The following is a 21,352-nucleotide window of genomic DNA, read 5'->3' as shown; positions in this document are numbered from 1 at the left end:
AGTCTATTATCTATATGAAAAAATACGATTATATCCTTCTTGGTTCTGGTTTAGCTGGATTACTCACCGCTTATCGAATGGCAAATGACCCTTGGTTTGATAATAAATCCATTGCGATTATTGATAAAGAGCTTAAAAATAAAAACGACCGCACCTGGTGTTTTTGGGAAGAGGAAAATGGCGAGTTTACTACTATTTTATCCAAAAAATGGGATACTGCTTTTATTGGAAATCATGATTTTGAAGCCGTTTTCAACATGAATCCATTTTTTTATAAAATGATTCGGAGTAAAGATTTTTATGATTTGGTTTATGATTTGATCGCTCAAAAAAGTAATTTTAGTTTGTTTACAGATGAGATTATCGATTGGCAAACCAATTTCGAGTCTGTTTTGGTGCAAGGTAAACAATCGAATTACACCGCTTCCTTTTTACTCACTAGTTTGTTTGATGCAAAGCGACTTTTACATCAAACAAAATATCCGTATTTAAAACAACATTTTGTAGGCTGGTTTATCAAAAGCAAAGAGCCATTATTTGATGATACGGTAGTGAAATTTATGGATTTTACGATAGAACAAAAAAGAAATACACGATTTATGTATGTTTTGCCCACTTCTCCAAATGAAGCCTTGTTTGAATATACCTTATTTTCTGAAAAATTATTAGAAAAATCAGTTTATGAACAAGAAATAGCTCGCTATTTAAAAAATAGAGGAATTACAGATTATGAAATTAGTGAGAAAGAATCGGGCAATATTCCGATGTCTTGCTTTCGGTTTGATTCACAAAATACGTCTCGTGTTTTATTTATTGGCACTGCTGGCGGATGGACCAAAGCGAGTACTGGTTTTACTTTTTATAATAGTGTAAAAAAATCAAAAGATCTCGTTTCATTTTTAAAAACCAATAAAAAGTTAAATCAGTTTTCAAAACGAAATCGGTATTGGTTCTACGATTTAATCTTGTTGGAAGTATTATATAAAAACAATGAAAGAGGAGCAGAAATTTTTGGGATGCTCTTTCAAAAAAATAAAATTCAAGACATCTTTATTTTCTTGAATGAAGAAGGTACTTTTTATTCTGATTTAAAAGTGATGTTACAATTACCAAAGTGGTTATTTATAAAAGCAACTTTTCGTGCTTTATGGAAATTGGTTTGAGTAATAAACAAGTATTAAAATAGAATAGTATCATAAAATATTGATAATCAATTTTTTAACTAAATTAAATTGTTAAATAATAGCATTGTTAATAGAATTCCTTAATCGCTTGATAGTGAGGTTAACTTAAATTAACATTGATTGTTAATAAATCAAGATAGAATTTAAGAAGTATTTTGAAGAAGTTAAGAAATTTTTTCTAATCAAAAATTGAAATGAAATAAACTACTTTAGTTAGATTTATTTACATAAAATTTATCAACTAGTAAGTGTTAGTTTTCAACAATTAAAATAGAAAAACTTATGCCGCTAATTCACTATTTTTTGGATGTTAACAACTGTTGATAAGAAGTAAAAAAAGCATCAGTATCAATTCTTTAATTCAACAATAAGCTGTTGATAAATTTGTAAAACTAAGTCTAAATTCATTTCAAGTTTTAAAAGTAGAAAGTTTTAGTACAAATTAACAGGCTATAATAACCACCATGAAATAAATTTATTTAAAGATTTTTTGTTTTTGTTTTTAATGAATGTTGACAACTTTATTTCATTTTTAAATTTGTTTGGATTCATTTCATTCAACAATTCGTAAATGACTATCCAAGTTATCTAAAATTTGTTGAACAAGTGTTACGTCGCTTGGATGCACTTTTAGTTTAATACCGCCATAAGCAATACTCGCAAAAGGATCAATCGAAACAATGGTTTCATTTTCAAAAAAATAAGGAATTCCTTCGTTTTCTAAAATTGATTTTAATACTGCAATTTCTGAAGGTAAATTAAAAATTGCAACGGTGATGAACTCTTTCATTTATCAAATTTTTATAAAGATAGTGAATGTTGGTTTTTTAAATACTTTTTATGTTAGACGATAATTTTTAAAAATAGATAAATCTATTATCAAAATACGCATGATTTCTTCATTTTAATAAAGAGTGGTGATTATTAAAACAGGTGTTTATTTTCTTAGTCTTCGAGATGGAACACAAAAGATTACGGAACAATTTATAAAAAACTAACGATATTTTTAAGATAAATCTTTTCGTAATTTTCTATTTTTTGAAATCTTCTTCGTAATTTTCAACTTTATTAGAAATGAATTATGAGTAAGCAACCTAGAAAAATAGGAAAAAAAAATAAAGATTTTACCGCACAAATTTTTAAAATTCTGTCTAAAGAGCCAAGCAAATCCTTTGATTACAAACAAATTGCTGCTTTTTTAGAATTAAGTGATACCAAAAGTAGAAACGAAATCATTCGTGATTTAAAAATTTTAAAAGCACAAGATAAAATTCACGAATCAGAAAATGGTAAATACAAAATGGTTTCCAAAGCGGAATACTATGAAGGAACCATCGATATGACTTCGCGTAAAACAGGCTATTTTGTTTGTGATGAATTGGAAGAAGATGTATTTGTACCTTTTATCAATTTAAACCACGCCTTAGATAACGATAAAGTCAAAGCCTATATCTACAACCGTAGAAGCTCCAGAAGGCCAGAAGCAGAAGTGTTAGAAGTGTTAGAACGAGCCAAAACAGAATTTGTGGGTGTGATAGACATTCAAAAGAATTTTGCTTTTGTTACGACGGCAAATACCAAAATGTACACTGACATTTTTATTCCAAAAAATAAAATTGGCGAGGCAGAACACGGCGATGTCGTTTTAGTAAAAATGGAAGATTGGCCAACAAAAGCTGATTCACCATTTGGTTCTGTAGTCAAAGTTTTAGGAAAACCAGGAGAACACAATACCGAAATTCATGCCATTTTAGCCGAATATGGTTTACCCTATGATTTTCCAATTGAAGTAGAAGTATTTGCAAGTAAAATTGATACAAAGGTAACTCAGGCCGATATTGATAGTCGCCGCGACATGCGAAAAACATTTACCTATACCATCGATCCAAAAGATGCGAAAGATTTTGATGATGCCTTATCTTTTGAAAAATTAGCGAACGGAAATTATGAAATAGGAATTCATATTGCCGATGTATCGCATTATGTGCAAGAAGGAACCATTTTAGATGAAGAAGCATATAGTAGAGCCACTTCGGTTTATTTAGTCGATAGAGTCGTTCCTATGCTTCCAGAAGTGTTGAGTAACGATGCGTGCTCGTTAAATCCGAATGAAGATAAATTAACTTTTTCGGCTGTTTTTGAAATTTCGCCTAAAGCAGAAGTTTTAAATTCGTGGTTTGGACGAACCGTGATTTATTCAGACCAACGTTTTGCGTATGAAGAAGCTCAGCATATTATTGAAACAAAGCAAGCAATTATTCCTGCTGCTATTTCGTTAACCGGAGAAGATTTTAAAGCTTCAGAAGAAGTTGTAGAAGCCACCTTGAAATTAGATGAATTAGCCAAAATTCTTAGACAAAAAAGAATGGCTCATGGAGCAATTTCATTTGATAAAGTGGAAGTAAAATTCAATTTAAATGAAGCCGCAGAACCAATTGGTGTTTTCTTTAAAGTTTCTAAAGATGCCAATCATTTAATTGAAGAATTCATGCTTTTAGCGAATAGAAAAGTTGCTGAATTCATTGGTAAACAAAAGAAAACGTTTATTTACAGAATTCACGATGAACCGAATGAAGATAAATTAATTAATTTACAAACCGTGATTGCAAAATTTGGTTATAAAATTGATTTAAAATCAAAACAAAATATTTCAAAATCCCTGAATAATTTATTGAGTGAAGTCAATGGTAAAAAAGAACAAAATTTGGTAGATACCCTGGCTATTCGAACCATGAGTAAAGCTAAATATTCTACAGAAAATATTGGTCATTATGGTTTAGCTTTCGATTATTATTCGCATTTCACCTCGCCGATTCGCCGATATCCAGATATCATGGCCCATCGTTTACTGCAATATTATCTAGATCGAGGTAAAAGTGTGAGTGAAGAAGTCTATGAAGAAAAATGTGTGCATTCCTCTGAAATGGAATATTTGGCCGCTCAAGCAGAGCGTGATTCCATCAAATACATGCAAGTAAAATACATGCAAGACCACAAAGACCAAGAGTTTTTGGGCGTAATTTCTGGTGTAACCGAATGGGGAATTTATGTAGAAATCATCGAAAATAAATGTGAAGGAATGGTACGAGTTCGCGAAATTAAAGAAGATTACTATGTTTTTGATGAAAAGCAATATGCCTTAGTAGGCGAAGTTTCTAAAAGTATTTTGCAATTAGGTGATGAAGTCTATGTGAAAGTAAAAAATGCTGATTTGGTCAAAAAACAATTAGATTTTCATTTTATTAGAAGAAAAGAGTAAATCCAAAATTTATTTTCAAAACTGTAACATTTAAAATTAATTCAAGTCTTTGGATTGGTATTGTTTTTGTACCAAATCAACATTCAACCTATAAAATTATCTTATGAAAAAATTAATCTTCATTTTTATTCTAGTTTCTTCTTCCTTATTAGCTCAAAATGCGACTAAAAATCCTGGAGATTTTACTGGTGTAAAGGTATTTGATCAAATTTCTGTTCAATTAATTCCATCCGATGAAAGTAAAGTCGAAATTAAAGGAACAAGAGCAAGTGAAGTCGAAGTAATCAATAAAAATGGTGAGCTAAAAATCAGAATGCCATTTAAAAAATTATTACAAGGTGAAACAATTGAAGCAACCGTTTATTATCAAAAATTAGATAATGTAGAAGCCAGCGAAGGTTCTTATGTAAACAGTGAAACACCAATTAAAGCAGTTGCTTTTTCAATAAGTGCCAAAGAAGGAGCAGAAATTAAAATTGTTTTAGAAGTACAAAGAGCGACTTTAAAATTAAATTCTGGTGGAAAAGTTACCGTAAAAGGAACCACAGAAAATCAAGATATTACCATTACTTCTGGTGGCGAATTAGAAGCGAAAGAATTTAGTAGTAAACAAACCAAAGTTCGTGTGAGTGCTGGTGGTGATGCAGAGGTGTTTGCAACCGATTTTGTTGACGCTAGAGTGAGTGCAGGCGGCGATGTCTATATTTATGGAAGTCCAAAACAAATCAACCAAAAAACAGTAATTGGTGGAAATATCAAAGAAATGAAGTAAGAAGTTGCTAATTTTGAATTTTAAATTTTAAATTAGCATTTATAAAGTTTTGGTTAAGCCCAAAACTTAAAATTTGAAACTACTTTTAATGCTAAATGATATTCTTGCTGCCATTCCATGGGGAATTTTACTAGCTTTTACCATTGGTCCTGTATTCTTTGTTTTATTAGAAACGAGTATCAGCAAGGGTTTTAAAGCGGCTATGGTTTTTGACGTTGGCGTTGTTTTAGGTGATATTGTTTTTATTTTGATTGCTTATTATAGTACGAATCAATTATTAGAACAACTCAAAGACGATCCGAGTTTATTTATATTTGGTGGTGTAATTATGTTTTTTTTCGGATTGATATCTTTTATTAAAGAGAAAACCAACAAAAATAAAAAACTCAATCCTGAGCTAACCGCCGATACACTTCCAAAAAACAATTATTTAGGTTTATTTTTTAAAGGTTTTTTACTTAATTTTATCAACATTGGCGTGCTGGGCTTTTGGGTCGGAATCATTATCGTTTTTGGGCCAAAAATGAATATGGAACCCAATCGGATTATTCTATTTATTTCCTCGATAATTATCACTTATTTAATTACGGATATTATTAAAATAATTTTAGCCAAGCAATTAAAAAACCGATTAACACCTTATATTATTTATAAAATAAAACGCGTGATTAGCGTCATTTTAATGGTTTTTGGTTTCTTTTTAATCATTCAAGGTTTCTTTCCGAAGGAAAAGGAAATGATTAAAGAAAAATTGGAAATGATGAAGGAGTAGCTGCTAATTATGAAATTAATTCAATTTTCATTTTGTTTACTCTTTTGCCAATTTTTAATCGGATAAAATGAAATTCAGAGGTATGTTTTCTAGGTGTTATAGAAATAAAAAATAAATTCAAATTGTTACTTACCTTTCTTAGATTCTTCCTTCGTCAGAATGACAAACATACTGCAAACTTTCACAAGTTGAACACATTTCAATTTCTAAATTAAACTCATATTAGATTCCGAAACAAGTTCGAAAGAAAAAAAACGGCTAAGTTTTCTTGAAGGTTATAGAGGCATCGCTCGGATTCAAAATAGGTTAGACGGTTTTGCAGTGTCATTTAATTAATTTTTTCTAAAAATTTCACATAAAAAAATGGCCAAGTTTCCTTGAAGATTTTAGAGGTATCGCCGGATTCAAAATAGGTTAGACGGTTTTGCAGTATCATTTAATTAATTTTTTATAAAAATTTCACATAAAAAAACGGCCAAGTTTCCTTGAAGGTTTTTAGAGGCATCGCCCGGATTCGAACCGGAGTAGACGGTTTTGTAGTATCATTTAATTAATTTTTTATAAAAATTTCACATAAAAAAAACCTCCAAGTTTCCTTGAAGGTTTTTAGAGGCATCGCCCGGATTCGAACCGGGGTAGACGGTTTTGCAGACCGGTGCCTAGCCGCTCGGCCACAACGCCCTGTATTGAAAGGCAAATTTACATTTATTTTACACTATTGCAAGAATTTTAAGTAAGATTTAATTTTTAAAAGAATAATTTTAATTTCTTTACACCTACTTTTACACGCTAATTAATTGACTCCTAAGTAAAATGAAAAAACTAAATTACCTCAAACCATTACTAAATTTTTTTATAATAGGATTGATAATTACCACGTTAAGTAGATTAGTTTTATTTTTTATTTTCAATGAACGCGTAACTTTAATCGAAGATTATTGGCGAATTTTTACCATCGGTTTTCGATTTGACGTTATTATGCTTTGTTATTTAGCTGTTTTGCCCGCCGCTTTACTCACTTTTTTACCATCAAAAGTACTTTCAAAGTTGAATTGGTTTTTCAATGGCTATTTTATTCTTTTTCTTTTTCTGTTTTTGTTTATGGAATTGGCTACCCTAGATTTCATTAACCAATATGATACACGACCGAATCGTTTGTTTTTGGATTACCTTATTTATCCAAAAGAAGTTATCGGAATGCTTGTAAAAAGCTTTTTACCCTCTTTAATCATCACGGGTTTATTTTTAGGATTTGCTTTATTTTTTGCCTTCAAGTACGGAAAAAGAGTTTTTTATACACAACCAGCTCATTATAAAACCAAACTACTCTTTTTTCCAATTTTAGCTTTTGTTATTTTTTGGGGAGCTCGTTCGAGTTTAACCACGATTCGACCTGTAAATGCTAGTAATGCTATTTTTTCTTCAGACCAAATGACCAATTCGCTTGGGCTAAACTCGCTTTATACAGTTGCTTTTGCGGCTTATTCTTTAAAGAATGAAGGAAATGTAAAGAAGTATGGTAGAATGGATGAATTTGAAGCTTATAATCGCGTTAAAAAGTATATGGATGTGACCGATTTTATTGATGATGAAGTTCCTTTTTTACATATCGAAAAACCAGATTCTATTGGAAAAAAATACAATGTGGTCATCTTTCTACAAGAAAGTTTAGGAGCTGAATATGTGGGAATTTTAAATGGACTACCGCTCACACCAGAATTTGATAAATTAGCTCAAGAAGGCTTATTATTTACCAATTTGTATTGTTCAGGAACAAGAAGTGTTCGTGGAATTGAGTCGGTTGTAACCGGTTTTTTACCCAATCCATCCGAGAGTGTCGTCAAGTTAAGTAATTCGCAACAAGGGTTTTATACATTAGCCGATGCCTTTGGCAAACAGAATTATGACACGAGTTTCATTTATGGTGGATTGTCTAATTTTGATAACATGGCTTCTTTTTTTAATGGAAATGGGTTTAATAACATTATTGATGAAACCGATTTTGATAATGATGGAAAAAAATACGCTTTTAAAGGTGTTTGGGGATATTCTGATGAAGATTTAGCGTCAAAAGCCAATGATTATTTTTCTTCGTTAGGAGACAAACCTTTCTTTTCTTTGATGTTCTCAACTTCTAACCATGATCCTTTTGAATTTCCTGATGGACGAATTGAATTATACGATAAAAATAAAAATACGGTCAATAATGCCATGAAATATGCCGATTATTCCATTGGCAAATTCTTTGAATTAGCTAAAAAAGAAAAGTACTTTAAAAACACCATTTTTATTGTCATCGCCGACCATAACACGAGAACCTTTGGGAAAAGTTTAGTTCCAATTCATAAATTTCATATTCCCGCTTTAATCATTGCTCCTAATGTAAAAAAAGGTTCTACTTATGATAAAATGGCGAGTCAAATTGATATTCCAACCACCTTATTAGCTCTTTCGGGCATTACTACTAATTCGCCTATGCCTGGCAGAAATTTACTAAAATTACCGGACTCAACTAAAGGCAGAACCATTATGTTATTTCATGAAACCTATGCTTTTAAAGTTGATAATGAGGTGATTATTATTAACCCAAATGCAGCTCCGTTACAATTTAGAGTAGAAAAAGATTCTATTTTTACACCAGTTAAATTAAATGAAGAACTCGCTAAAGATGCTTTAGCACATATTATTGCCTCAAGTAATTTATATCAAAAAAGGAAATATAAAATAAAGTAATTTAATTTCTAAACTCTTCCATTTCAATGGTCACGGCTTCTACATCGCCACCAATAGGCGGATTTAATTTAGAAACTTGAATTATTATTCTTGAAATTGAAGGAATTTCTTTAAAAATTCGAACAATGATTCGATGAGCTACATGTTCTAATAACTTAGAACGAATAGCCATCTCTTCTACTACAATTTGATTTAAAAGTACATAATCCACCGTATCGTGTAAATCATCGGATACCAATGATTTACGCATATCGGTTTTTACTTCTAAATTTACGGTATAATCAGAACCAATTTTACTTTCCTCAATTAAACAGCCGTGAAACGAAAATGTTCGAATGTTTTGTAATCGAATGGTGCCCATACTTTTCTTCTTTTAAAAGGTACAAGGACAGTTGCTAATACCCTGGAAAACATCTAATCCAACAGTAATCATGTGCGTTCCCGAATTATAATTAATCAATTTGTTTAGCGTAATTTGATAGGAATAGGCAAAATAGAAATTCTTCTTTTTTAACCCTGCCATAGGACCAATATTTAAAGGCTCTAACATTTGATCATTCAAAAATCGATAGGTAACACCTGCCCAATAATAATCTTCAAAGTTATAAAAACGCATCTTCAAATTCAAGTCGGTTGTTGATCTTTTATCACTTTCAAAATATTGAAAAAAGAGGGAAGGTTCAACTTCAAAATCACTGTTGGACATGCTTCGCCATTTATAACCTGTAAACAATTGATAATTACGAAGTTCAAGCGGTTCTATATCGTTAAAAACATCAATATTTTTATCTAATAAATTGGCCACAGTTGCACTTACATAAAAACCATTGACACGGTATAAAGTTCCGACATCAATATTGTGGTTATTCAACCGACGATCGTCCACAACCGCCATATCTTGGCCTGTAAAATTTTCAATCTCAATTCGGAATTGATTTAAATTATAAGAGATTCCAAATGATAAATATTGATCTTCATACTTATCGATTACTAAATGGTGAGCAAAACTCAATTTTGCACCGGTTTGACGCGTGTTTCCGTTTCGGTCATTATAAAAATAGACACCTACTCCAGAACGATCTGCAATTCGCATATCAGCTGCTAATGACATATTTTTGGGAGCATCTTTGATACCAACCCATTGGGCTAATCCGTTGGCTCTAATTTTTACATGATCGCCAATTCCGGCATAAACAGGCGAAATCACAAACGGATTATCTGCCAAATACTGCGTAAAAGCGGGTAAGTTTAATTCTTGTGCTTTTGTATTTAAAAAAGCAAGCAAAATGAAAAATGGGGCTAATTTTTTCATGGTTGTAGGTTTTTTTGGTGAAACCAACTTCACTATTTTGGGGTTAGTGAAGTTGGTTATTTTTAATTATTTTTTATCTGTAAAGCGTTACGTTTCCAACAAATTGTCGTCCACCGTCAAGGGTGATGGTATACCAATAATCGCCGGTAGGTAAAAGCGATCCATTGTATGTACCATTCCATTCTCCTTTGTTTCCAAATTGAACAATTACTCGTCCGTATCGGTCAAATACTTCAATTTGAGCATTCGGAAATCCTTCTAAATTTTCTGGAACCCATGTATCATTTTCACCATCATCATTTGGTGTAAAGAAATTTGGAATGGTAATATCGATAAAGTCCATATTGATTTGAGCTTCTGCTGTACAACCATTTCCATCTTCTACGATGACCGTATAAATTCCGCTAGCAAAAATTTGAAATTCATCTATACTTCCGTAATTCGTTCCGTTCAGCGTGAAAGTATAATTACCATCTCCGCCCGAAGCAGTTGCCGTAATTTGATTTAAATTACTTTCTACTAAAGTTAAGGATAGTGGGATATAATTCTCAATAGTAAACGATTCGGTATAGGAACATCCATCAACATGAAGAATAGTGATGGTATGATTACCATTTGCTAAGTTGGTAAATACATTACTGGTTTGAAAAGGACCACCATCTAACGAATAAGTAACTTGACCAACAATTTCTTGACCCACTTTAATTTTTATCGAGTTAAATTGAGCACTTCCAAAACATTCATAATTAATGGTAATACCCATATTAATATTAACTCCACCTCCAACTGCAACAACTAAAGAGGTAACACAATTTTTTGCATCTTTTACATAGATGGTGTAGGATTGTCCACCTGTTAAGCCTTCAAATAAGACTTGATTTAACACAAAATTGTTTGGGTTATTCAAACTTGTCGAATAAGGTGCTGTTCCTCCAGTGATTGCAATTTCAACTGCTCCCACGTTGTCTCCATAACATAAATCTGGGAACATGGTTACTAAAGAAGCATTCAAAACAGCAGGTTGGGTGACGTTAATTGTTAACGTAACTGAACATCCAATTGCATCTTGAACGATTACCGTATATGAACCAGCGGCTAGGTTTGAAAATATGCCGCTAGGGCCAAAATTGGTTAAGTTTGGTGAAATAGCATAGGCCAAAGCACCACTTCCCCCCGTTGCACTTACGTTTATAGAACCATTTGTTGCCCCATTACAAGTAACATTCACTGAAGTAAATGACGCTAGAATTGGCGTAGAAGGTGAAATGATAAAATCAACTGTTTTTTCACATCCATTGGTATGTCTAACCAAAATAGTATGGTTGCCAACGGCTACATTCGAAAATGTATTTGAGTTTTGAAGAACACCACCATCTAAGGAATACGTTACCGCATTCGCTACAGCATCATTGACCGTAACGACAACAGTGTTTCCAACTGCGTTTCCTGTACAACTATACGTTACATTAACGGATGGATTAATTGTAACAGGAGCGTCTAAAGTCACCGGAATAGAAGAAATGCAACCATTGGCATCTTTCACATAAATCTGATAGGTTTGACCTCCTGTTAAGTTTGTAAATGTAAATTGATTAGGTACAAAACTTCCTGCACTGTTGTTGTTTAAACTAGTTGAATACGGAGCTAAACCACCCGTTACAGAAATTGTAATACTTCCATTTCCGTCAGCTGTACAAAGTTCTTGAACTAATGCAGAAACGGTAGTGATTACTATAGTGGGTTGCGTGATAATTAGCTCTTGTGAAACGCTACAACCAATTGCATCACGAACAAGAATCGTATACGTTCCAGCCATTAAATTTGAAAACACATTATTTGTTGAAAACGAAGTCAAATCTGGTGAAATTGCATATTCAATAGTTCCTGTTCCACCTGTAGTAGAAACAGTAACACTTCCAGTATTTGCTCCATTACACAATACATTTTGAATGTTTTCTAGGGTAACTACTAATGGCTGATTGTCATCTATAATGATATCAATTGTTTTTGTACAGCCATTCGTGTGTTGAACAGAAATAGTATGATTTCCAGCTGGTACATTGATAAATATATTAGAAGTTTGATAAGTTCCACCATCTAAAGCATATTCAACATTTCCTTGAGCAGCCGTATTCACGGAAACAGTAACAATATTCCCTGGAACATTATTGCTGCAATTGTAAACTATTGATTCAATAGCTGGAATTACCTCAACTGGAGCATCTAGGAAGATATATGCCATAGTTTCACAACCATTTGCATCTCTAATGAAGATAAAGTAATCCGTTCCTCCTACTAATCCTGTAAACGATAATTGTCCTTCTACAAAAGCACCTGGGTCTTGGTTGTTTAAACTGGTTGAATAAGGAGCAGTTCCTCCAGTAATTATTACGTTAAAAGAACCATCTTTATCACCTAAACAAAGGTTTTGAACAACACTCGTTAGGTCAACCTCAGCCAATAATTCAGCTGGCTCGATAATTTCGATGTCTAATAAAATGAAACAACCGTTTTGATCTTGTACGATGATATTATAACTCCCAGGAGCTAAATTATTGAACGTTCCCGTATTGAAAAACTGATTTAAATTAGGTGAAATAGCATATTGAACGGTTCCTGTTCCGCCAGCAGTTTGAATGGAAACACTTCCATTGGTTCCGCCATAACAAAGTACATGGTTGACCTCTAAATTGGATACAATCAATTGTGATGGATTGGTAATAGTAATAACCGATGAAACTTCATTACAATCATTACTATCTACACGAACAATATAATCGCCAGCCGGAAGATTAGTAAACATTCCGCTTGCTTGTGGACCCGCTAAAATTGTGTTTGTGGTGTCTAAAAGTGTATAAGAATAGTTGCCTAAACCACCTGTTGCGTTGGCAATAATGGTAGCAGTACTTTCTCCAAAACAGTTTACTGTGGCACTATCTAAATTTAAATTTAATTCTAAATCTGGAATTAGATTAATAGTTACCGCATTGGTTTGAACCACCGTACAATTATTAGCATCACGAACAAAATATTGATAAACTCCAGGACCAACGTTATAGGTGGTTGTGCTGTTAAAGTTAACACCATCGGTGCTGTATTGGTAAGGAGGAGTTCCGCCGCTTGCAGAAAGCGTAATCACTGCATTGTTGAAACACGTTAACGAAGTGGTAAGTGATAAATTAGCCATTACAGGCGTTGGTTGCGTTATCGTAACCGTATTCGTTGTAAAATCACAGTTCCATCCATCGGTAATGGTAATGCTATAAATTCCAGCTCCTAATCCTGCAAAAGTTGGACTAGTTTGGCCTCCAGAGGATGACACAATAGTAGTTCCTGCTGCATTATACGTGTTTAATATGTATTGATAAACACCTTGACCTCCAGTCACAGCAATTGCGGTTACCGTGGCATTGGTATCTCCATGACAAAGTAAAGCCGTATTTGTAGCCGTTAAGTTCGCACTTATTAAACTTGGCTGAATTAAAATGACCGTTGTGCTTAACAGACAACCACCAGCGTCAATAACAGAAACAGTATAATTTCCAGCTGCTAAACCTGTAAATAATGAATTTGGCCCATACGGTTGAACTGTTGTTGAAGTGGTATTGTTAACCAATTGGTATTGATACGTTCCCCACCCACCTGTAACATTTGCTGCAATTTCACCAAGATTATTTGTACACGTCACGTTTGCAGTTTGATTTGCAACAAGTGTTAACGGTGAACTTGGCGATGAAACTACTGCAAAATTAGAAACGGCTGAACAATAAGGACTGTCCAAAGCGGTCACTACAACTTGATAATTTCCACCAGACAAACCAGTAATTACAAATGGATTTAATAGTGTTGTTCCACTGCCAGAAGCTACGGTGTTACCTTGTAAATCTTTTACTTCATAACTCACATTTCCTGTGTAACCAAGTATTGAAACGGTAAGCGTTCCGTTTGAATCACCAAAACAAGTTACTGGACTAGTAGCAATTATTTCGGCTTGAATAGTATTAAAAGGCGAAACAATATAAGGTGTTGTTATAAAATAACAGCCAGTTTCGTTATCAGTTACTTGGAAAGTATACGTTCCTGGCGTTGTTATTGGAAAATTAGCCGTGAATATACCAGCACCAGGCGTAATCGCCGTAGCACTACCTAACGGCAATAATTCAAAAGTAAAATCACCTGAACCCCCCGTTACATTTATGGCTACAATTCCGTTATTGGCACAATCTAAGGCCGTAATAGTAGCTGTAGCGACAGCTGTAATTGTTGGTAATGGATTAATGATTACCGTACTAGTTGCAATACAATTTTGAGCATCACGAACTGTAACCGTTATGGTTTGTATTGTTCCATTATCAATGATAGTAAAAGTATTGGATGAAAAGAAATTCGTTCCATTAATACTATACACATAAGGAGCGGTTCCAAATGAAGCTGTCACGGTTATAGTAGAAGTTTCTACCCCATTTGATGAGTTACAAGCAAAATCGGTTGCGGTAGCAGCAGCAACTAAAGCCGCTGGTTCATTAATAACAACCGTTTGCGGTAATTGACAATTTCTTCCTGAAATAACAGTGATGGTATAGGTGCCAGCTGCTAAACCAGCAAAGTTTCCATTATTTTGAGATAGCGGAATATTCACGCCATCATTTAAAATAAAAGTATAAGTAGGATTATTATTAGAAGCTGGTAAAGAAACGCTTATTGTTCCATTAGTTCCACCAAAACAACTCACGTCTTCTTTAGCAATTGTAAAGTTTACAGGAGTTGGTGCTTCTAAAGTTACCGGAACTTGAGCTGAACATCCTGTTGTGGTATCATTCACAATAGCAATATAACTTCCCGCTGCTAAACCAGTTAGAACTGGGTTTGATTGAGCTGCGATAATTACTGTTCCACTTGTGTTTTGTAATTCATAGGTATAAGAACCGCTTCCACCAAATGGAGTGATGGTAATAACACCATCGTTATTTACACAGGATACTTGAGCTGTAATGGCTGGAGTTAAGTTTAAAGGCAACGGAATACTTACACTTACGGTATGCGTACAGCCATTTACATCTCTAATTTTTATTGTATAATTTCCAGCATTCAAATTGGTATACGTAAAAGTAGGTACTGTTTGTGTTTGATAAGTTCCTCCGTTTAAACTAAAGGTGTATGGAGCAATTCCGGCAGTAGTTAAATTTACTTCGATAATAAAGTTACCTTGTGTAGCGGTACATAAATTAGTTACTGTTGCAGCAATTATCGGACTTGGATCCGTAGGAACAAAAACAGGAGCAGCTTGAATACATCCATTCGCATCTTTAATGTAAACGACATAATTTCCTCCTTCAACATTGAAAACATTGGTAGCACTACCAGCCCAAGTTCCCGCTGTAGGTGCTGGATCGCCAGCTATAACCAATTGATATTGGTAAGGAGCTGTTCCAAATTGACCCGTCGCTGTAATTCTTCCCCTGTTTAGAATACAGTTGTCATTTCGGTTCACATTGGCAGTCACTTGAAGTAAATTTGCCGATTCTGAAATAGTAAAGGGAGCCGATGCACTACTACATCCTGTTAATGTTCCACCAATTTCGGTGAAAAGTATATAATAAGTTCCCGGAGCCAATGGTCCAAGATTCGTGACAGTAATTGGACTTCCTGAAAGTGGTGTAGAAGTTCCTGTTATTCCTGTTGAGTTATTGGATTGTGTGGTAAAAATTTCATACGAAACACCAGTTGCAGAAGCATCATAATTGGCAAATGTAAAATTTATAAAACCATTATTGCTTCCCGTACAACTTACATTTCCAACGAAATCTAAGTTAGAAGTTAAATTAGATGGTGTATTAATTGGAGCAGAAGCCGTTTTGAAATAATAACAATCCGTAATTAAATCGTGAACTACGAAGGTATAGATTACTCCAGGAATTAAGTTTATAAACGTTGTCGTTTCAGGAGTTCCTACATCCGCAAGTTGATAATTCAAAGAGTAAGGAATTGTATTGAATTCCAAAATCGCAAATTCAAAGGAGCCACTACTCACGGCAGAAGTTACTGTTATAATTGCTGTTCCGCCATTCACACAGTCTGAGGTGGAAGTAGAAACGTCAATAATTAAATCATTTGGCGGCGAAGCAATGATGATATTCGAATAAATCATGCTACATCCATTTGCATCAATTACTTCAACACTATAAATACCAAAATTCAAGATTTGAAAAGAATGGTTTTCATTCGTGGTTGTTGAATAACTTCCTACAAAACCAAAATTATTATTCACGATATACGTATAAGGAGCAGTCCCTCCAGTCACACCTTGCACAATAATTTCTCCATACGAAGTACCACCTGGATTATTACAGGTAATATCAACCGTTGAAACCGTAAACGAAATTGGATTTGGCTCTGTTAATGTGATAGAAGAAGTATCGGTACATGAATTTTCATCTGTTACAGTTATTTGATAAACTCCAGCCGTTAATCCAGATGTTTGGGTGCCATAATTCACTCCCGTTGTGGTGTTGATGATTTCTAAAACAAAAGGAGCAGAACCCATTGCAGTGTTGATATTAACTTCTATTTCACCATTATTTCCACCGGCACATAAAATACTTTGTAGCTCTACAACAGATGTAATTTCAGGTTGCGTTAACAGATTAACAGTTATAATAGAAGTAGTAAATACACAACCCTGTGCATCGGTAATCAAAAATTGATAAGTACCAGCAGTTGCCGTTTGATAGTTAAAGTTAGTTGCAACAACTGTATTTGAAGTACCAAATACACCTCCATTAAATGAAACTTGATAGGTATATGGAGCTAATCCGCCCGTAATTGTCGTTTCAATTTCTGCATTGGGAGAAGTCGTACAATCCAAACCTTTCGTTAATGAAGCTGCTGCATTTAATTGCGGTTGAATGGTTTGAGAAATAGTGGTAGAACAACCGTTGCCATCAACCACAACAATAGTATAGCTTCCGGGTGTTAAATTGGAAAAGGTATTCGCATTTTGCGAAGGGTTACCGTTAATGCTATACGTATAAGGAACTACACCACCTGTTACCGAAATTACTAATGTAGCCCCATTAGCGTCAAAACATAAATCGGATGACGATGCAATAGCAGCAACAGGATTAGAAGGCGTAGTTAAGTTAAATGTACTGCTCACAATACATCCATTAATATCGTTTACCGAAACCGTGTAGGTTCCAGCTTGTGTTAAATTGGTAAATGTTGCACTTGATTGTGGTCCAACAATCACTCCATTCGGTTGTGTGATTTGGTATTGATAACTTCCCCAACCTCCAGTTGCAGTTAGAAGTACACTTCCGTTGGCAAGACAAGTGATTGGCGAAACAGTAAGGGATAAGCTTAAGGCCGTAGCGGGTGCATTTATAACAACGGTTGCGGTATCTGTACAGTTGGTTACGGTATCCGTAATGGAAATAGTATAGGTTGAAGCTGGTAATCCCGTTAACGAAATAGAGCCTAACGTTGAACTTGTTCCAGAAGACACAATTGTGCCCGCCGTAGTTGTAACTTGGTAGTTGTACGGATTTAAACTAGAAACGGTATAAGTAACCGCTCCATCACTCGCTCCAAAACAAATTACATTACTTATAGTTTGTCCTACGACATCAATAATAGGAAGTGGTTGAATCGTGTAGGTTTCTTGGTAAGAACAGCCATTGCTATCGGTTACTTCAAAAGTATACGTTCCAGCTGATAAATTAGTAAAAACAGGATTTGTTCCATTGTTTACTGTTTGTCCAGTGGGAGCAATAATCTGATAACTAAACGGAGCTGTTCCGCCCACCACAGTGACTGTTATGGTACTAACTTGTGCTGGACAAGTTAATGCGGTTGCTGTAAAAGTTAAATCGGTAATTTGATTTGGAGCAACTAATGCAATAGTATTTGTAGTAACTACACAGCCGTTTGCATCTTGAATATAAATAGTATAATTGCCTGATGTTAGTCCTGTAAATGTAGTATTCGAACCGAATGTTACACCATCAATACTATATAAATATGGAGCTGTTCCTCCAGAAATTGTTCCTGTTTGAATTCCAATTGAACCCGCATTGGTTATACACGTGAAATTTTGAGTAATCTCCGCAACTCCAGTAATTGGACTTGGTTCGGTGATTGTAAAATCTTCTGTAAAAGTACAAGACGTACTTCCTTGTGATTGAAGAATATTCACAGAATAATTTCCAATTGGTAAATTGGTGAAAATTCCTGAATTATTACTCGCAATTACTATTCCGTTGGCATCTAGTAATTCAAAGGTTACCGCAAAACCGTTTGTAGTTGTTATGGTATAAATAATCGAACCATTTGTACCACCATAGCAAAGCACATTTTGCACTGCAACCGTATAAACGACATCAGGTGAAATAGTTATCGTTACCGGATTAGATGTTGCTGGACAGTTATTTGCATCTACCACAATAAACGTATAGGTTCCAGGTGTAGTGATAATAAACTCATCAGCTGTTTGGAAATCACTGGCCGTTGGATTTTGAGCTACACCATCAATTGTTGCAATCGCATAGGAATAAGGCGGATTTCCACCAATTCCAGTAACGGTTATTATTCCTTCGTTACAACCTATGTTTTGTGTTACAACAGCGGTGACTCCAAGATTATTTTGGTCAAGAATGGTCGCTGTTCCTGTAAATGTACAACCATCTTCGGACGTTACCGTAATGGTATATGTTCCAGGGTTTAAATTATTAAACGTATAATCATTATCAGTAACTAATCCGCTTGAAATAGAAATCGGACTAGTAATCGTAAAGGTATATTGAGGAGGAGCACCTGTTACTTGGGCTCGAATACTACCAAATCCGTTACAATTTGTATTTTGAGTAAGGAGTGTTACCTCAAACGTGTTTTGTTGAATGCCTATATTAGGCAATTCAAATACACAACCATTTGTTACCCCATTTTGAATAATTAAAATAGTATAAACTCCAGCTTGATTAATTGTAAAAACAGGACTATTTTGATAAGGAACGATAATGTCTCCGGTTACTTGATTAACCAATTGAAATAGATAATCAGACGGAAGATTCGTAATCGTAATATTTCCAGGTGTATTACAAAGAATATTGGTGGAGGTAAATTGAATGTCCAACAAATTAGTAAACACATTGAAATAGAAACGCGTAAAACAACCATCTTGATAATTAATGGTTAATCGATATTGTCCAGCGGTTGTTACGTTAAAGTTAGCACCCGTTCCTACTTGATTCCATTGACAAGCTGGGTTGTTGTTTGCACAATTGGCAATGCCTACAGCAGGACAGCTACTTTCGTTTAAAACTTCCCAAACGATACTTGTGGCATCGCTAATCCCTGTTTGAATTAATTGACTATCATTTGTTCCACAAAGGAAAATTAAAGGCAATTGTTCGCCATTATTTGGACAAATAACCACTTCATCTGCAAATGGAATTACTGGATTGGTTTGCGTTGCTCCAAAAAGTAAAACAGTAAACGTTTGTGTAATACCAATACATGGTGGAGTTGCTGTATTAACAACCGTATAAACTCCCACTGCATTGACCGTTATGGTTTGTGTATTGCCAATTACTGTTCCTGATTCATTATACCAAGTATACGTATCATAGCCATTTGCTGCTGTTAAAAGTAAACTTGTTCCGCATAAATAGGCTTCATTTGCAAAAATACAATCATCAATATCAACCAAGAAATTCGCCGGACCCGGATGACCAAATCCACAACTATCCAGACCGGCAAAACTTGGGTCGTTAGAAATAACATTACTATTTAAAACACCTTGGTAGGTGGTATAGGCTTGATTTTGAATTAAATTGGAACAAGCATCTTCCAACTCGCTACAAGTTGTTGCTACTTGTACACGAATTCGGATGGTATAGGTTGGGTCACCAATTTGTAATAAATTATCGGGTAACGTAAAAAACAATTCATCTGTTGCAAGATCATGAGTGTAAGTCACGCCCGGAGCTCCACTCAAATCGCAAGAAATAAAGGAAGTATTGATAGGCAAAATATCTCGAATAGAGGCATTAGTTGCATCATCATTTCCTATATTTTGAAAGGTAATTACATAGTCTAAAATTTGCCCTAGGTTAACATTGGCCCCACCAATGTCATTCCCACTAATATCTTGAACATTTTTTACCAATTTAATATCTGGTTCTATGACTTCAATGTTAAATGCATTGAAAAACATAAAGTAAGTATCTTGTGTTGAGGTAATTCGCAAGGTAGCCGCAGTTTCATTATTAGGAATCACATTATTCAACGGATTGCTAATCGAAATAATATCGCCGTCATAACCCAAGGTATTTAAACTATTTGGGACTCGCGTGATAAAATCAGTATTGTCAACGGTTATTCTACTATTAAAGAAATTATTGGCAACATTAAGTGTATTGCTTAATGGCGTAAAAGTTGCATTGGAAGCCGCTTTAAATAATAATTGATCACCCGTAATTCGGTTGTCACCTTCTAAAGCAGCAGAAGCTAATTTTGCTCTTACCGGAAATGGTGGAGGCAACGTGGTGAAACCAGAATAGGAAATATCGGTTTGACCAATCGTGGCTCTAACACCCGCAAAACCGTCATAGGAAGTGATAAATTTTCCAGTTACTGTTGGATTTTCATAGACAAAAAAGATAGTCCATCCACCAGATACTCCTCCGCCGTTTACAAAACCTTGTGTGGCACGAATATTAGCAGCCGTATATTCTCCTTCAGGATTGGCTAATCCAGTAACTAAACTTGTAATATCAGCATAACAAGCATACGGACTGTTGGCTACAAAATCAGTATTGTTGAATCCGTCAAATAAAATTTGACCCGTAATATTTTGATAGCTTCCGCCTGGCAATTTCAATTTTATTTGGTTAAAATCGTTGGATCGAATGTTATCACCATCTCCAGGTGAAGTAGAATAACCGTTATTGAATCGATAGGTTGCAGACCAATATAATCCGGCATAGACAATTTTGTTACAACCACTTGCAGGAAGCACTAAATTAGCACTACTTGAACTGAAAGTGGACGCATCGCCATCTACATCAATATACCGCATGTTGAGGTTGTCATTGTAGGCAGAAGAGTTTCCGGTTAGGTTGTACGGAACGTTTGGTCCGTCGGAATTGTCTTGTCTATTAACAATGTTATTCGAAATTAGGGTCATGTCTCCTTTTAGATTTTGTTCATATCGAACTGTAAAAGGAACAGCAACTTGTGCACTTGCAATCAAGTTGATTAGTAAAAAACAACTGAGTAGGGCAATTGTTTTTAAGTGGGGCGTTTGGGGCGTTTTCATTTT

9 protein-coding genes and 1 tRNA gene are annotated in these 21,352 nt (G+C 34.5%); 5 read left to right on the top strand and 5 right to left on the bottom strand.

The features are described from left to right. Nucleotides 1-14: 14 nt before the first annotated feature. A complete protein-coding gene (locus tag PHR76_RS00775) occupies nucleotides 15-1,163 on the top strand; it encodes a lycopene cyclase family protein (protein WP_300057266.1) in 1,149 nt (382 codons plus the stop codon). Nucleotides 1,164-1,737: 574 nt separating this feature from the next. Here PHR76_RS00775 and PHR76_RS00770 read toward each other — a convergent pair. Continuing rightward, a complete protein-coding gene (locus PHR76_RS00770; protein WP_300057263.1) occupies nucleotides 1,738-1,974 on the bottom strand; it encodes a DUF2007 domain-containing protein in 237 nt (78 codons plus the stop codon). A gap of 291 nt (nucleotides 1,975-2,265) precedes the next feature. Between PHR76_RS00770 and rnr the strand changes: the two genes are divergently transcribed. The 3 genes from rnr (at nucleotide 2,266) to PHR76_RS00755 (ending at nucleotide 5,987) form a co-directional block, all read left to right on the top strand. Beyond that, nucleotides 2,266-4,443, top strand: a complete 2,178-nt coding sequence (gene rnr, locus PHR76_RS00765) for a ribonuclease R (protein WP_300057260.1) — start codon at nucleotides 2,266-2,268, stop codon at nucleotides 4,441-4,443. A 103-nt stretch (nucleotides 4,444-4,546) separates the two neighbouring features. Then, the gene (locus PHR76_RS00760) at nucleotides 4,547-5,215 is read left to right on the top strand and encodes a head GIN domain-containing protein (RefSeq protein ID WP_300057257.1); all 669 of its coding nucleotides are present in this window, start codon (nucleotides 4,547-4,549) and stop codon (nucleotides 5,213-5,215) included. An 88-nt stretch (nucleotides 5,216-5,303) separates the two neighbouring features. Beyond that, nucleotides 5,304-5,987, top strand: coding sequence for a LysE family transporter (locus PHR76_RS00755; RefSeq protein WP_300057511.1), 684 nt, complete (start codon nucleotides 5,304-5,306; stop codon nucleotides 5,985-5,987). Nucleotides 5,988-6,597: 610 nt separating this feature from the next. On the opposite strand, the gene PHR76_RS00750 is transcribed toward PHR76_RS00755, so the two are convergent. Next, nucleotides 6,598-6,668, bottom strand: a tRNA-Cys gene (locus tag PHR76_RS00750). A 132-nt stretch (nucleotides 6,669-6,800) separates the two neighbouring features. On the opposite strand from PHR76_RS00750, the gene PHR76_RS00745 reads away from it, so the two are divergent. Then, nucleotides 6,801-8,720: an LTA synthase family protein gene (locus PHR76_RS00745; RefSeq protein WP_300057256.1), complete on the top strand. Its 1,920-nt coding sequence runs from the start codon at nucleotides 6,801-6,803 to the stop codon at nucleotides 8,718-8,720. A gap of 1 nt (nucleotide 8,721) precedes the next feature. Here the strand turns inward: PHR76_RS00745 and folB are convergent, their stop codons facing one another. The 3 genes from folB to PHR76_RS00730 all read right to left on the bottom strand — a co-directional run bounded on the left by folB (nucleotide 8,722) and on the right by PHR76_RS00730 (nucleotide 21,349). Next, nucleotides 8,722-9,081 (bottom strand): dihydroneopterin aldolase, encoded by a 360-nt coding sequence (folB, locus tag PHR76_RS00740; protein ID WP_300057255.1) that lies wholly within the window; start codon nucleotides 9,079-9,081, stop codon nucleotides 8,722-8,724. A gap of 12 nt (nucleotides 9,082-9,093) precedes the next feature. Beyond that, nucleotides 9,094-10,032, bottom strand: coding sequence for a type IX secretion system membrane protein PorP/SprF (locus PHR76_RS00735; RefSeq protein ID WP_300057254.1), 939 nt, complete (start codon nucleotides 10,030-10,032; stop codon nucleotides 9,094-9,096). Between the two features lie 73 nt (nucleotides 10,033-10,105). Further along, nucleotides 10,106-21,349 (bottom strand): T9SS type B sorting domain-containing protein, encoded by an 11,244-nt coding sequence (locus PHR76_RS00730; RefSeq protein ID WP_300057253.1) that lies wholly within the window; start codon nucleotides 21,347-21,349, stop codon nucleotides 10,106-10,108. Nucleotides 21,350-21,352: the final 3 nt, after the last annotated feature.

The organism is Flavobacterium sp., assembly GCF_028689845.1.
Lineage (GTDB): Bacteria > Bacteroidota > Bacteroidia > Flavobacteriales > Flavobacteriaceae > Flavobacterium.
Note: the sequence above shows the minus strand (reverse complement) of the source record. Positions and strands in the feature narration are given on the sequence as shown.